Source organism: Psychrobacter sp. Pi2-52 (genome assembly GCF_904846705.1).
Taxonomy (GTDB): Bacteria; Pseudomonadota; Gammaproteobacteria; order Pseudomonadales; family Moraxellaceae; genus Psychrobacter.
In genome coordinates this window covers 1-14,947 of sequence record NZ_CAJHBS010000010.1, presented here as the reverse complement: position 1 = coordinate 14,947, position 14,947 = coordinate 1, and the positions used below count along the sequence as shown (strand labels likewise).

At 43.5% G+C, this 14,947-nt stretch carries 11 protein-coding genes; 5 read left to right on the top strand and 6 right to left on the bottom strand.

The window, feature by feature from the left end:
* Window positions 1-188 precede the first annotated feature (188 nt).
* The 3 genes from JMY00_RS07080 to pheA all read right to left on the bottom strand — a co-directional run bounded on the left by JMY00_RS07080 (window position 189) and on the right by pheA (window position 5,066).
* Window positions 189-2,522 carry a bifunctional prephenate dehydrogenase/3-phosphoshikimate 1-carboxyvinyltransferase gene (locus JMY00_RS07080; RefSeq protein ID WP_201579624.1) on the bottom strand — a complete coding sequence of 778 codons (2,334 nt, stop codon included), beginning with the start codon at window positions 2,520-2,522 and terminating at the stop codon, window positions 189-191.
* A gap of 110 nt (window positions 2,523-2,632) precedes the next feature.
* Window positions 2,633-3,775 (bottom strand): histidinol-phosphate transaminase, encoded by a 1,143-nt coding sequence (gene hisC, locus JMY00_RS07075; protein ID WP_201579623.1) that lies wholly within the window; start codon window positions 3,773-3,775, stop codon window positions 2,633-2,635.
* 118 nt (window positions 3,776-3,893) lie between these two features.
* Window positions 3,894-5,066 (bottom strand): prephenate dehydratase, encoded by a 1,173-nt coding sequence (pheA, locus tag JMY00_RS07070; RefSeq protein WP_102092477.1) that lies wholly within the window; start codon window positions 5,064-5,066, stop codon window positions 3,894-3,896.
* A 475-nt stretch (window positions 5,067-5,541) separates the two neighbouring features.
* On the opposite strand from pheA, the gene JMY00_RS07065 reads away from it, so the two are divergent.
* Window positions 5,542-6,486, top strand: coding sequence for a transaldolase (locus JMY00_RS07065; protein WP_201579622.1), 945 nt, complete (start codon window positions 5,542-5,544; stop codon window positions 6,484-6,486).
* Between the two features lie 110 nt (window positions 6,487-6,596).
* Window positions 6,597-7,064: a hypothetical protein gene (locus JMY00_RS07060; RefSeq protein ID WP_201579621.1), complete on the top strand. Its 468-nt coding sequence runs from the start codon at window positions 6,597-6,599 to the stop codon at window positions 7,062-7,064.
* A 255-nt stretch (window positions 7,065-7,319) separates the two neighbouring features.
* On the opposite strand, the gene JMY00_RS07055 is transcribed toward JMY00_RS07060, so the two are convergent.
* A complete protein-coding gene (locus tag JMY00_RS07055; protein WP_057759806.1) occupies window positions 7,320-7,886 on the bottom strand; it encodes an adenine phosphoribosyltransferase in 567 nt (188 codons plus the stop codon).
* Window positions 7,887-8,251: 365 nt separating this feature from the next.
* On the opposite strand from JMY00_RS07055, the gene JMY00_RS07050 reads away from it, so the two are divergent.
* Both JMY00_RS07050 and JMY00_RS07045 read left to right on the top strand, forming a co-directional pair.
* A complete protein-coding gene (locus JMY00_RS07050) occupies window positions 8,252-8,416 on the top strand; it encodes a rubredoxin (RefSeq protein WP_057759803.1) in 165 nt (54 codons plus the stop codon).
* A gap of 27 nt (window positions 8,417-8,443) precedes the next feature.
* Window positions 8,444-9,493 (top strand): alpha/beta hydrolase, encoded by a 1,050-nt coding sequence (locus JMY00_RS07045; RefSeq protein WP_102092481.1) that lies wholly within the window; start codon window positions 8,444-8,446, stop codon window positions 9,491-9,493.
* Window positions 9,494-9,764: 271 nt separating this feature from the next.
* Here JMY00_RS07045 and JMY00_RS07040 read toward each other — a convergent pair whose 3' ends face one another.
* A complete protein-coding gene (locus tag JMY00_RS07040) occupies window positions 9,765-10,748 on the bottom strand; it encodes a WG repeat-containing protein (protein ID WP_240990682.1) in 984 nt (327 codons plus the stop codon).
* A 539-nt stretch (window positions 10,749-11,287) separates the two neighbouring features.
* Between JMY00_RS07040 and JMY00_RS07035 the strand changes: the two genes are divergently transcribed.
* A complete protein-coding gene (locus JMY00_RS07035) occupies window positions 11,288-12,220 on the top strand; it encodes a DMT family transporter (protein WP_201579620.1) in 933 nt (310 codons plus the stop codon).
* A 133-nt stretch (window positions 12,221-12,353) separates the two neighbouring features.
* On the opposite strand, the gene JMY00_RS07030 is transcribed toward JMY00_RS07035, so the two are convergent.
* The coding region (locus JMY00_RS07030) for a DUF6749 family protein (protein ID WP_201579619.1) at window positions 12,354-14,947 on the bottom strand (2,594 nt) is incomplete at its 5' end.

Below are 14,947 nucleotides of genomic sequence, written 5' to 3'. Positions count from 1 at the left end.
GACAACTTTTTAGAGCAAAGCGCGCTCTCACCTAATTCTAATTATTATTGTCAATTGAATAGTGAAAGCGCAGGGTTACTACAGTGAGATTATAAGGTAAAAAGCAATGTACTCATGCCAATAGTGACATGAGTACATTGCTAACGATGTTAGATTAAATTTTCAAGAGTTAATAGTAGCTTAGCGACTTACTCAGCCCCAGTATCCACTTGGATAGACATACCGATTTGGTTGGCAAGTTCAGCAAATCCAGGGAAGCTGGTATTAACCGTTTCAACCCCTTCAATGGTAATTTGCTGGGATGCACGCAGACTGGCAACAGAGAAGCTCATTGCAATACGGTGATCATGATGCGAGACAATATTACCGCCACCAAAGACAGGTTGGCTATTATTTATGTCGCCGTTGTCAGTAGCCACGCCTTTACCTTCAATAATCAGACCATCATCGGTCACAGTACAATCAATACCAAGTGTATGTAGCCCTTCTGCCATCACAGCGATACGATCTGATTCTTTGACACGCAGCTCTTTAGCACCAGTCAATACTGTACGACCTTGTGCACAGCTAGCCGCAATAAATAGCACAGGAAATTCATCAATCGCCAGTGGTACGAGATGTTCTGGTATCTCAATACCGACTAGGTTTGAGCTGCGAATTGTAATATCAGCAACTGGCTCGCCGCCCACATGTGTCTCATTGCCTAGGCTAATATCTACATTCATTAATTTTAGAATATCAATAATGCCAGTACGCGTAGGGTTGATACCTACTTGGGTCAAGGTCAGCTCACTGTTTTGACTAATGGCCGCTGCCACCATAAAAAACGCTGCAGATGAAATATCGGCAGGAACCGCGATATCGCCGCCTGTTAGTGTGCCGCCGCCAGTGACACTAATGCGATTGCCTTCTACGGTCACCGGATAACCAAAGGCCGATAGCATACGCTCCGTATGGTCACGGCTGATCTCAGGCTGTGTGACCGTTGTCGTACCCTCGGCCCATAGACCTGCTAGTAACAAGCAAGACTTTACCTGAGCTGAAGCAACTGGCATATCATATTCAGTGCCCTGTAATGGCTTGCCAACCGTATCACGACCAGTGATACTCAGCGGTGCCGTACCACTATGACCAGTACTCTGAATCACAGCTCCCATAGACCGTAGCGGTGCCGCCACGCGCTCCATTGGGCGTTTATTCAAGCTAGTATCACCTGTCAACACGCTATCAAACGATTGCGCCGCCAAGATACCAGATAGCAGACGCATACTGGTGCCAGAGTTACCCATATACAGTGGGGTTTTGCTAGGTTTTAAACCATTCATACCGACACCATGAATGGTCAAATTGCCATTATCAGGGCCTTCGATAGTCACACCCATATCACGGAATGCTTGCAGCGTCGCTAGCGCATCTTCCCCTTCCAAAAACCCAGTAACATTTGTCACGCCTGTGGCAAGACTGCCGAGCATAATGCTGCGATGCGAGATAGATTTGTCACCAGGAATCGCGATGGTGCCAGAAACAGTATTGCTAGGGGTAATATTATAAGAAGCTGACATAGCAGAAGTATCCGTATAAGGGGTGCTGGCTAACATATGGCCGAAATGTCGCCGTGCGGCTTGCGCGCGGCCCAAAAGTCCCATCAGGGCGGTTGAATCTTGGTCAATGATAAGCTGGCGCATCGTCTGTAAATAGACACCATACTCATCAAGGGCGCTAACAATCGCGCTTTGGTTGGCAGAAAATATATCATGCCACATTTTAGGATCACTGGCAGCGATACGGGTAAAATCGCGGAACCCACCAGCGGCATAACGAAACATATCTAAATTATCATCATGGCTTGCCAATTGCTCAACCAAATTAAAGGCAAGCAAATGGGGCAAGTGGCTGGTGTGCGCTAATATGCGATCATGGTGCTCAGCATCCATTGACATAACATTTGCGCCTACTGATTCCCATAATAGTCGCAACTTTGCAATAGCGGTTACACTGGTTGTCGGCAGCTCGCAAATAATGACGTTATGATTGACGAATAAACTGGCGCGGCGCGCATGATACCCTGAATTTTCAGCCCCAGCAATTGGGTGCGCTGGCACTAATCCTATCGGCAGCGAACCGAACACTGCTTTAGCCGCATCAATGATATTGACTTTAGTACTACAGACATCCGTCATGATGCAATCACTGGCAAGCTGTCCATTATCCATTGCCTGTTTGATATCAACAAACACTGCTTGAACTGCCTGTACTGGCACTGCAATAATAATTAAATCACTACCAGCGATGATATCCTGTAAGTTTGCACTACCTGCATCTAGCAGACCATGCTCAATAGCTTCTGTAATACTTGGTGCATGTCTATCGACTGCTACCAGACGCTCGCTTAAGCCATTATCTTTAATAGCTTGCGCAAAACTGGCACCAATCAGCCCAAGTCCAATCACACAAACTTGTTTAAATATAGGTAGCGTAGTATTTAGAGACGATTGAAGTTTATTATTTTTCTGACTACTCACGGCTTTTCTCGTTGGACACACTAAGACATAAATAGGGCCAGTCTTAGTGTTATAAATTTTAATGGCTAATTAAGAACAATTTTTAAATTACAAAGCACTTATGGATGCGCTTAGTCTTCAGTCAAAATAGAACGCAGAGTATCAATCAAACGCAGATTATCTTCAGCCACACCTACCGTGATACGTAGCCAGTTAGGTAGTCCATAAGCATCCAGAGGACGGACGATAACGCCTTGTTCAAGTAGCGCCTGATGAATCGAAGCAGCGGTTATATCTTCCATCTCAACCTGCACTTCAACCATAATAAAATTGGCATGCGACTTCACAAAACCCAACCCTAGCGCATCAAATTGCTTTTCTAACCAGCGCATTTGCTCATCATTTATCAGACGAGTTTTTTCGATAAAGTCTTGATCGGCAAGTGCAGCAGCAGCGGCAGCTAAACCGACACGGCTGACGTTAAATGGCTGACGAATTCGGTTTAGTAAATCTGCCACTGCCACCGAGCTTAGAGCATAACCGACGCGTAAACCTGCCAGCCCGTAAGCTTTAGAAAAAGTGCGTACAATAATGACATTATCGAACTCATCCAATAGTGTGCGGTTGTTACTCTCAGGACTATACTCGATATAAGCTTCATCTAGTACCACCAAGACTGAGCTTGGCACACTGGCAACGAACTGATACAGCTCTTTTTGCTCTAGCTGCGTACCCGTTGGATTGTTCGGATTGGCAATAAAGACGATTTTGGTATTCGGATTGTCTTGAACCGCTTGGCTCATGGCTTTTAGATTATGGCCGAAGCGCTGAGCAGGCACTTCAATGCCTGTGGCACCTTGCATCTTCGCTAGCATAGGATATACCACAAAAGCATACTGGCTATAGACGATGGTATCATCAGCACCCACAAAGCTACGTGCTAAAATATCGAGCAAATCATCAGAGCCATTACCTAAAGTAATTTGATTGGCATTGACATCGTTAAAGTCAGCCAACGCTTGCTTTAGATAGTAACCATTGCCATCAGGATAACGTGACAACTGCCCTAGCTGCTCAGTTACTGCTAGCGTCACTCGTGGTGAGCATCCCATTGGATTCTCATTGCTAGCCAGCTTGACCACGTCTGAAACACCATACTCACGTGTCAGCTCCTCAATTGGCTTACCAGTTTGATAAGGTGCCAATGCCAAAATACTGTCGTAAGCTGGCGTTAACGGCGATAGATCTGACGCGGTCAATTGAGTAGTCTGCATGATTTATCCTTAGATGGTGTCTGTAAATGCTTTTTTTAATGCTATCTGCAAAAGCTAAGACCCATCTATTATGTATGAATACCAGTGAGTAAGCCTGTAATTATCTATAGGTGATCGTCTATAGGACAGCTTTTGGATATGAGCCCAATATGCGCAAATCTTTGACTAATGGACGAATATCATTGATGGCAGCGCTAACGTTTGGATCATTAACATGACCATTCATATCGATAAAGAATACGTATGCCCACTTGTTAGGACGCTCAGGACGTGTCTCAATGCTAGTCATCGATACGCCATGATATGACAAAGGTTTCAAGATTTCGATCAGTGCGCCTGCTTTGTCGTGAGCGGAGACGACGATAGAAGTTTTGTCTTGACCAGATGGCGCAATCGCCTCATGACCAATAATAAGGAAGCGTGTGGTGTTGCTTGGATTGTCTTCGATATTTGAGTAGAGCTTATGCAAGCCATACTCTGCAACAGCAACGTCACCTGCAATCGCAGCTGAATGCCATTCGTTTTTAAGACGACGAGCAGCTTCACCGTTGCTTGATACAGCAACGCGTTCGACATTAGGAAAGTTTACATCTAGCCAATGACGGCATTGAGCAAGCGACTGCTGATGCGAATAAATACGGCTCAAGCCATCAATTTTAGTATGCTCAGCAACCAAGAAGTTTTGGTGAATTGGTAGTTCAACTTCACCAATGATTTTCAAAGTAGAAGATAAGAAGCCATCTAGAGTATGGTTGACTACGCCTTCTGAAGAGTTCTCGACAGGAACCACGCCATACATCGCTGTACCCGCTTCGACTTCGCGGAACACATCAGTAATGGTTGTCATCGGTACGGTATCAGCGGCTTTACCAAAGTGCTTGAGCGCAGCGGCATGCGTGAAGGTACCGACAGGTCCCAAGAAGGCAATACGCTGCGGCGCTTCTAAATCCAAGCATACTGACATGATTTCACGGAACAAACGCGCCATTTTCTCATCAGCGATGGGACCTGCATTACGCTCCATGACAGCTTTTAGCACCTGTGCTTCACGCTCAGGGCGGTAAAAGATAGGATTGCTATTGTCATCAGCAGCAGTATGATTTTTCTTTACCATGGCTACTTGCTGAGCCAACTTTGCACGGTTGTTGATTAACGTTTGGATCTCACAGTCTACTGCGTCAATATTTTGGCGAATATTGTCTAAAAACTCTTTTTCAGTTGCGGTATCGCTAGCGCCTGTAGTGGTTTGATTTAGATTATCCATTGTTTGCTCTGGTGACTGCTCGCTCATTACCGCCCATCCTTTTTAGATTTTATCGCTGTTAGATATTACTATTATTTAAATTCTGCTATTACATTGCTATAACTTAGGTAGCTCTATTGCCAAATCTGACTGTTTTCTGTTTTTAGTTAAAGGCTAAAACTAATGATAAAAACTATATTCAAAATCAACCTCAAAACAGTCTATCAAAAACACCCTATATTACTAGTGCCATTTGGCGTTAATGCTATATTTACTGCCAAATACAGCAGCTTGATACATAGCCGGCTCTACTATAGCAAAAACTAAGGTCAGTGCCCATGCGTAAATGCGTATAAATATACCAAATGTGATTAATATTAGCACAGCTGAGCCAGATAACAGCGACGCATAGCATAACTATGAGGCAACACTTGCCCAAAACTGTGTTACAGTTCCAGTTCAGCTCCCTACCCTGTTATATATAAGAGGAGCATCATGTGATTAATAAGAAAAAGGATACCTGATGAGCGCATTACAACAGCTACGTACTATGACCACGATTGTTGCTGATACTGGTGACCTTGCCGCTATTGCCCGTTTAAAACCTATCGATGCAACCACCAACCCAAGCCTTATTACCAAGGCTCTGATTCATCCTGATAACCAAGGTATGCTGTCAGAGACCATGAGTCGTCATAATGGTGACGTGGATGCCGTGATCGATGCGCTGACCATTCAGGTTGGCTGCGATATTTTAGAGCTGATCGAAGGCCGAGTCTCTACCGAAGTGGACGCTCGCTTATCTTATGATACTCAAGCGACGATAGATAAGGCACTGGCCTTTATGGATGCTTACCAAAAAGCGGGCGTCGATTCAGAGCGAGTATTGATCAAAATGGCGGCAACTTGGCAAGGCATCGAGGCGGCGCGCTATCTTGAGACTCAAAATATCCACTGCAACCTGACCCTACTGTTTGGACAACACCAAGCGATTGCCTGTGCAGATGCTGGCGTGACCCTGATATCACCTTTCGTTGGCCGCATTCTAGATTGGCAAAAACGCCAACAAAGCCGTCAAAACGTACCGGCTTCTGATGACATGGGCGTACAGTCAGTCAAACTCATTTATCAGTATTACAAACAGCACGGTTACCAGACACAAGTAATGGGCGCTAGTTTCCGCTCTACCGAGCAAATTTTGGCATTGGCAGGTTGTGACTTACTGACTATAGCTCCCAACCTCATTGATGAGTTGGCAGCCATGGATACCGAGGTAACTCGCCAACTGTCTCCGAGTATGTCGATGGATATGAAGGCGATGACTCAGGTAAGCTTAACGCATGAAGAGTTTAGTGCTGCGTATCAGCAAGACAAGGTTACACAGGACTTGTTACCTAAGGGTATTGATGGCTTTATCGGGGCGCGTGACGAGCTGGCCAAGACATTAGCAGACATTCGCGGACAATAATAGCCACACGACAGAGCACGACGGATACTGAGCTGGCACAAAAGATATTTGCCTACTAATAGTAAGTTGGCTATCATTACCTACTTCAAATGACAAGAAGCAAGGCTTATATGAAACGGCTATCAATATTATTGGCAGGCAGTGCTTTAGCGATCAGCGCCCAGGCAGTCAACTGGGTAGAGGTGTCCGAGAGCGGCTCTGGATCAATTTTTAGTATAGATTTGGATTCTATTGAAAGCTCTGACATCAGTATCATAGATGAAAAAGACGTCGAAAATATCACAGTATCTATCCTTAGAACTTATCCTAAAGACAAAGATGCCGATAAAGATGATTCAAAGGAAGAAAAAAGCAATATTGACCATAGTGAGCAGCAACTACTCATTTCATGCAAAGATGCCAGTTACTATAGACGAGCCTTTGTTAACTACGATGCTGAAGGCAAAGTAACCAAGTCATGGCAGTCAGAAAAACCAATATTGACTACAAAAGACTTTAAAGTCACCACACCAAAGACAGTTGGTCGTACGGTGATAGAGCAGTCTTGTAAGGACTACGAACAAGACGAAGAGCAATAAATACAGCCTACTTAACACAATACTAAAAAACATCAATACAGTATCGAAAAAGCGCCCTGACATAGTATCAGGGCGCTTTTTATTTGGAGAATCGTTTAGCTATAGTCAGAGAACTCTAAAATGGGTACAAGGCAGCCGACTGCAGATTGTACAAATAATATATCTAAGGAGGGTAACGCCGTAGCGATTTAGTAGTTCACCGACTATCTATCGACTATCCAACGTGTCTAGTAGTCAAAAACATAGCAATTCATTTTAAGCTTTTAGTACCGTATAAACAGGTACTGGGAACTCGCCATGCAAGTCGACCAAGTCCAGTAACACTAACGCACCGACCACAGTATGGTCAGCCGATTGGCACAGCTCGTAAGCGGTGGTCAACGTACCACCAGTCGCCAAGATGTCATCGACCAATAGTACGCGCTCAGGCGGTAGATTGTTTTGCATCTCAAGCGTGTCTTTACCATATTCCAGTGCATAGGCTTTGTTGGCAACTGGTGGCGGCAGCTTACCTGGTTTACGTAGCAAGATCATGCCTTTGCCCAGACGGCCTGCTAGCATACTGGCAAATACAAAGCCACGCGCTTCTACTGCACCCAGACAATCTACCTCGTCCATAAGCCCTTCTGGCAAAGCGGCAAGCAGCGCATCGATAACAGCGTCAATATGACTGCGCAGTAACGGGGTAATGTCATAAAAATCAATGCCAGCTTTTGGAAAGTCTGGTACTGTGCGAATAATTTGCCAGAACGGATGGTCAGTATTGAGCACATGAGACGTCTCATTATTGGTGGCGGATGTGGCGGCGGCATTGGTACTCATGATGACCCTTAGCTTATGTATTTAGATGGTTTAGTTAGTTTAGATAAGACAACAACTGGATAATATATCAGCGATAAATGCTAAGCATTACTGTGAATTTAGCGGCGATTATTATAGCATAATTGGTTTTTGTATGGCGGGCGGGCGTCCAGTCTCGTTATTAAGCGCTAATAAGGTAACGTATGTAATTAACTTGATAAAAGAAAAGTCATCTCAATATACAAGTGTAAACTTAACTATGAAAATTGCGGTTATATGCTAAACTACGTGCGTTTTTGCAGTCTAATATAATAGCTGTAAGATTAAAAATGAGCGTTTATAGCACGCTGTAACTGTAATACTGGTAATGATCGATAGGACTATTTATGAAACGTTATGAATGTATTGTCTGCGGCTGGATATATGATGAGGCGCTTGGCTGCCCAGAAGAAGGTATCGCACCTGGTACTAAGTGGGAAGACATCCCTGATGACTGGACTTGCCCTGAGTGCGGTGTCGGCAAGCTTGATTTTGAGATGCTTGAGCTGTAGTAGATGACCCTCTAATTAGGACACTTCATGACAAAATCAAATGACATCAATAGTGCCAAATTGCCTGAAACGCTAGATAACAATCTAGAAGATCATCTGAATAACTACCCTACTCCTGAGTGGCGCAAGTTTGGGGAGCATCAATGGCGCGACTCTGACTTGAGTAAGCACCTTCGTCAAGCAATGATTGACATCGGTGATGGTATTGAGTTGTGTGTCGAAGCTGGCGGTAATCCCAATAATCCGCCGCTGCTGATGATCATGGGGCTAGGATCACAAATGATATTTTGGCCAGACAATTTTATTAAGCGCTTTATCGATGCTGGTTTTTTTGTGATTCGTTTTGATAATCGTGATATCGGCTTGTCTTCTAAAGTGCAGATAGAAGGCTTGCCGCGTATTAGCCAGCTTAAAATGATGGTACGTCTACAGACAGGCCTGTCTAATAAAAGCACGCAGGTTGCTTATAACTTGACGGACATGGCTGAAGACACCGCGCGTTTGATTAAAGCACTCAAGCTTGGTAAGACACATCTGCTTGGGGCTTCAATGGGCGGTATGATTGCACAAATCGTGGCGGCACGTTATCCAAGCTTAGTACAGCGAATGGCGCTTATGTTCACCACGACCAATCGTGCGTTTTTGAAGCCGCCAAAGCCCAAACAGCTATACACCCTTATCAATCGTCCAGAGAGCCACTCTGAGCGTGATATCGTGCGTCATAGTGTTTGGTTTATGAAGACCGTTGGTACACCAGGTCATGTGAATGTGCGTATGGTCCGTGAAATCGCTAAGATTCGCTATCAGCGCAATTTTCACCCGCTTGGTACAGTACAGCAGCTCAATGCTATCTTGGCATCAGGCTCTATCAGCCGATTTAGTAAGCAAGTTAAAGCACCAACGATTGTATTACATGGTAGCGCTGATGGACTCCTGCCTGCCTCACAGGGCCGAGTCGTTGCCAAGACTATCCCTAATGCTACGTTCCATCTCATCGAGGGCATGGCACACGATATACCAGAGTATTATCAGCCTTATATGGTTGACTTAATCAGCAATCATTTATCGAGCAAATAGCTTTAAAAACATCAATTTCAAAAAAAAGAGTGTAAAACCTATCGAAAAATCATAGGTTTTACACTCTTTTTTATTGCCTATTTAATCCTAGGGCGTGTCCTCAATTCAATCGATAGTTATCTAAATGGGGTAAAAATGGCTAAATCTTGCCAAATGTTGTCAAATAGCTGACTAATATCTCGATATTATCTGCGCTATTTTCCTTGTTTGACTGCGATTTATCTCATTTTTATCATCATTTTTAAAATGAAGACACGCCCTAGTAATTGCATCAATCACAAGCAACACCAGCACCTTCCTTATCTATACACATTTTATTTCCGTTCTTTAGGTTACCAATCCACGCCTTACCACCTGTAAATACAAAGGATGGTTTACCCTGATAGCTATCGTTAGCGTTCACACCATTATTAGCAAAGCGAAAAGGAATCACCAGCTCACCGCCTAAATTGACAAAGCCCCACTCTTCACCAATACGCACGCCAGCATATTCCTCAGAAAACGGACGCACTTCATCAAATGAGTACGTAATCATGGTGACATTATTGTCATCGACGAAACCCCATTTACCATCTTGCTGACGCGATTGAAGCGTCGTAAAACGCGCTGGTACAGACTGTGATGCTGCGCTAGATTTTTCGTTAGAGGAAGTGGATTTATTCACTGCCTGAGTGTCATTCTGGGCATTCGGATCATTCGCTGCATTACCGTTTTTATCCACCCAACTGGTTGCATGGCCTTTGCGTACACGCGCCACCCCATTACGATAATTGTCGATATCATCAATCACTGCAGAAAACGAGACAACAGTACTATTAGCTGTGTTAATCACACCATAGTTACCCTCTTTTTTTACCACGATGCGCCCATCCGATACAGGGCGCGCCCAACCTTGACTCTCTGTCAATATATCGTACATGGCAGGCACGACTTCGCGGCCCTGCATATTAAGATAACCAACGCGACTGTTGCGCAGTACAGGCAACAGACCGCCCGATAGCTTATCGGCATCGACTTTTTGATAACGTGACAAATCCACGACTCGATTGCCTTTTTTATCGATTAACGCCACCGGCGCACCAAAGTCTTTAATCGCCAAAAAATAATTACTACTGGCCGTGCAGGAGACGTTTTTGTAATAACTTTTTGGGATTTTACAACTAGCCGCATGTGCGCTAGGCATTAAAAACAATGCGCTAGATAGCATCGTCACGACGACACTGTATTGCGATATTTTTGGTAGCAAACCAGACACTGTATTGCGATATTTTTGGTAGCAAACCAGACAGTGTATGTGGCTGTTTTTTTGATAGCAATCGTTGAAGCATAAATAAACCTAGACAAATAATATAGATTGTTTGGTATAACAAATCAGACGTTAAGTACATTATATCGTCAATCTACTATACATGTGTTGCAGCGTTAATGTCGCTTAAAGTGCTACACACATATTCTCCGTACAGAAATATCACTTGCATACATTATTCGCTTTCATACTCCTACGAATCGTCGCCCTGATACAAATATTTTGATATAAATACTATTACCCAATTATCATAAGCCTATTGTGAAAAACGTAACTATATCAGATACTTTGGTCATTTATTTGCGTCTAACGTGCCCAATAATTTTCCTTACAGCGATAGCATCTGCATTCAGCATAATAAATTATGGTTTTGCCATTTCATTTTGCACTTAAAACCACGACAATATGGCTCTATGTCAACATAAGTTCTGACACGATGCAATGATAATAAGAATGCTGTTATTCAAATACTGTTATAAGGACAAATTATGGCTATTGCTTCAACGCGATCTGCACCTATTGGCTTAGTCATTGGTTGTATCATTTTTGGATTGGGCAGCTTAATTGTCGCTCACGTCGATATTGGTGGTTGGGCCATGTCGTTTTGGCGATTGGCTGTTTCTGGTATTGTATTTGCGGTATTGGCTAAGATAATGGGCCAACGTATGCCCAAATCAAGACGCGCTATTTTTTATGCATTATTATCAGGGGCGTTTTTGGGATTAGATTTGGCGCTTTGGCATGAGAGTATTTATGCGGTTGGGCCTGGTATTTCGACGCTGCTTAATAGTCTGCAAATATTTTTCTTGGCCGCGATTGGGTTTATGTATTTCAATGAGCGTCAGTCTATCGTGCAGCTTATTAGTTTGTTTTTAGCCATGATAGGCGTGGCGATGATAGGTAGCCCTGAATTCGCACACAATACCGCTGCGACTTGGGGCTTTGTCACTGGGATTGTATCTGGTGCCATGTTAGCTGCATCAATGACATTTATCCGCAAAACGCACGACGCTGAACCGACGCCTATATTTATGCTAATGCAGCTGATCAGTATCGGCGGCGTCTTAGCCATGATTATACCGATGTTTGTATTTGACACAGGTAATATCCTACCCAATACATGGTCTGAGATTGGCTGGGTACTTATCTATGGTACGGTGATGCAGTGTCTGGCATGGGGATTGATTGCCTACTCTATTCCTAAGCTATCTCTGGCACTGACTGGGCTGCTATTGTTGACTGAACCTATTGCAGCCCTTGTCATTGATTATAGTTGGCTGGACAAGCCGATTAACACTTTGCAGTGGAGTGGCGCACTATTAACGATGTTTGCTATTTACTTAGGCTCTTTAAAACCAAAGCCACGCGCCCTTCGCCGCTATCGGTTTTTTTCAAGATTTTATAAGCGAGATTATAAATAGAAATTTAAGTAGTATCTCACTTTGAACCGATATCTTCATTCCAAAATGAAATCAAGAAAAAGAAAGCCTGATTCCAATTACTTTGAGATCAGGCTTTCTTGTTTATTCAGACTTTAGATAGTTACATCAAGAACTAAAATGTTATCTGCAATGCAACGTTTCCACCTTGATCATCGTAGTTATCTCGCCACTCACCACGATAGCCTGCTGAGAGGGTCATATTAGCGGTTGGCATATAGCTAATACCAATACCGGCAATGCCTATCTCTTGACTGACTTCTTGTCCAACAGTAGTAAACTTATCGTCTGGCATACCAATAAAGCTTGCGGTAATATCGGAGCGCTGATCACCATTCTCAATAGCGGCAGCCAATTGACCTGTCAATGCGACTTTCGGGGTTAGTGCTTGCGACAGTTTTATACCTGCTGTCCAACGCATAGATTCATAGGTGTTTTCATCAACTTCGAAGTTGTAGACCCCAGCACCTGTTTCACGATAGCTGTCACTTTTTGCTTGGGCATAATTAACTTGTGCAAATGGAGTAATGTTACGATCTTGCGTTCCAATTCGATGACCAATGCCAAATCCTGCTTGGAGAGTATCCATATCATAATCAGACTGAGCAACGGCATCTGTTAGAATGCTCAATTGACGCTCACCTTCGATATTGCTTCTACCCGCCCCAGCATGGAAGTTGACCTGAGTAGCATCACTCACGTCATAATTCCCATAACCTAGGACTTGCCAACTTTTTGCGCTCATTTTATGGTTCAGGTTTTGGCTATCGCTATGAACATCACTGTCGTTATAAGAAACAGCCATACCAAGACTTAAATTACTGTTAATCGGAGCGTCAATACCAACGATGCCACCATAGCTATCAGCATCATAACCTGTAACACCATCTTCTTCATCTTGATCAATATTGCTACCAAGCGCCTGTGCCCAAAGTCCACGCTTAGAAGAGCTCAAGCTATGCTCAGTAATAGCATTACTGATAACGATATTGGCATCCGTAACTATACGATTGCTAGCACCCATCAGTAAGGGTTGTAGCTCATTGACAGCAGCAGCAATCTGAGGTTGGTTGAAACCTATAGTACTACTGATAAGCGTATCAGCAAACTCATCATTGTTGTTGGCCAGTCTATTGTCAATGCTCCGATCTAGAACACCAGCAAGACTGAGTCCTGTACGATTGGCTTGACTCTGAATAGTATCAACGAATTTATTTTGGCGCACCATTACTAGGTTGACAGCATTAGGAGTGCTATAGTCTGCTACAAAACCAACTAACTGACTGTTATCAGTAACGCTTTCGAAATTACCAATAAGATTGCTTGTTCTTACGATATCATTCCAAACAGTCGCACCGTTTAGTCTCTGTACAGCCTCTGAGGCATTGACATTGAGTTGACCCTCTGTGATATCAGCACTACCATTCACGACAAGCTGACCATAGTTATCAAGGCTGTTAAGTCCAATGCCAAGGACTTCACCTTCTGCCATAGTGTAGTCACCATTTAATTGTAGGACACCTTGGTTGATATTGGTCGTGCCAGTCCACGCTTTGTTGATACCCGTATTCATAGTCAGGGTACCTGCACCCGCTTTGGTGAAGCTACCAGCCCCATTAATCACTGCATTATTGAATAAAATAGCATCATTACCATTGGTATCGATGGTCCCACCGTTATCACTTAAATTAACTGAATCACGAGCTGTGAAGTTGTTAAAAAGAGATGGTGAATTTCCTGTTAATCTTAAGGTACCATTGTCAAAGTTTACTATTACTGGAGCTGACCGAGCAGAGCCTATCTTTGCAATATTGTTGGTATTGATTTGCGCACCACTACTGACTGTTAATGTACTACTGGAAACAAATATATTCTGGTCGGTGTTGACCCTGCTACCATTAGCGACTGTCAACTCACTATTGAAGAGAGACATGTTTCGATCAGTCTTGACCACCCCACCATTATCAACTGTCAAATCACTATTGAATAGAAGCATGTCTTGACCAGTATTGACCCTGCTACCATTAGTAACTGTCAAATCGCTATTGAATAGAAGCATGTCTTGACCAGTATTGACCCTGCTACCATTAGTAACTGTCAAATCGCTATTGAATAGAAGCATGTCTTGACCAGTATTGACCCTGCTACCATTAGTAACTGTCAAATCGCTATTGAAGACAGACATGTCTTGACCAGTATTGACCCTGCTACCATTAGTAACTGTCAAATCGCTATTGAAGACAGACATGTTTCGATCAGTCTTGAGCTCTCCACCATTAGTAGCTGTCAAATTACTATTGAAGACAGACATGTCTTGACCAGTATTGACCCTGCTACCATTAGTAGCTGTCAAATTACTATTGAAGACAGATATGTTTCGATCAGTCTTGAGCTCTCCACCATTAGTAGCTTTCAAGTTACTGTTGTCGTTAACAAGAATATTTTGAGCTACGATTTTTGAATCAGTACCTGTAACGATAGTCGAGCTTTCGTTACTGATTCTAATACCATTCACTCTCATGATGCCGCCAGCTTCTATAGTAACGCTACCTTTACCGCTTCTTCCAATATATAAATCATCGCCACTAACCAGCTTTGAGCCCACACCAGTTACGGTCAAATTACCTTCGCTACCAGCTGCAGAGCCAACGTAAATATCATCATCTATCCTAGCTTCACCGCCAGCTTCTATAGTAACGCTACCTTTAC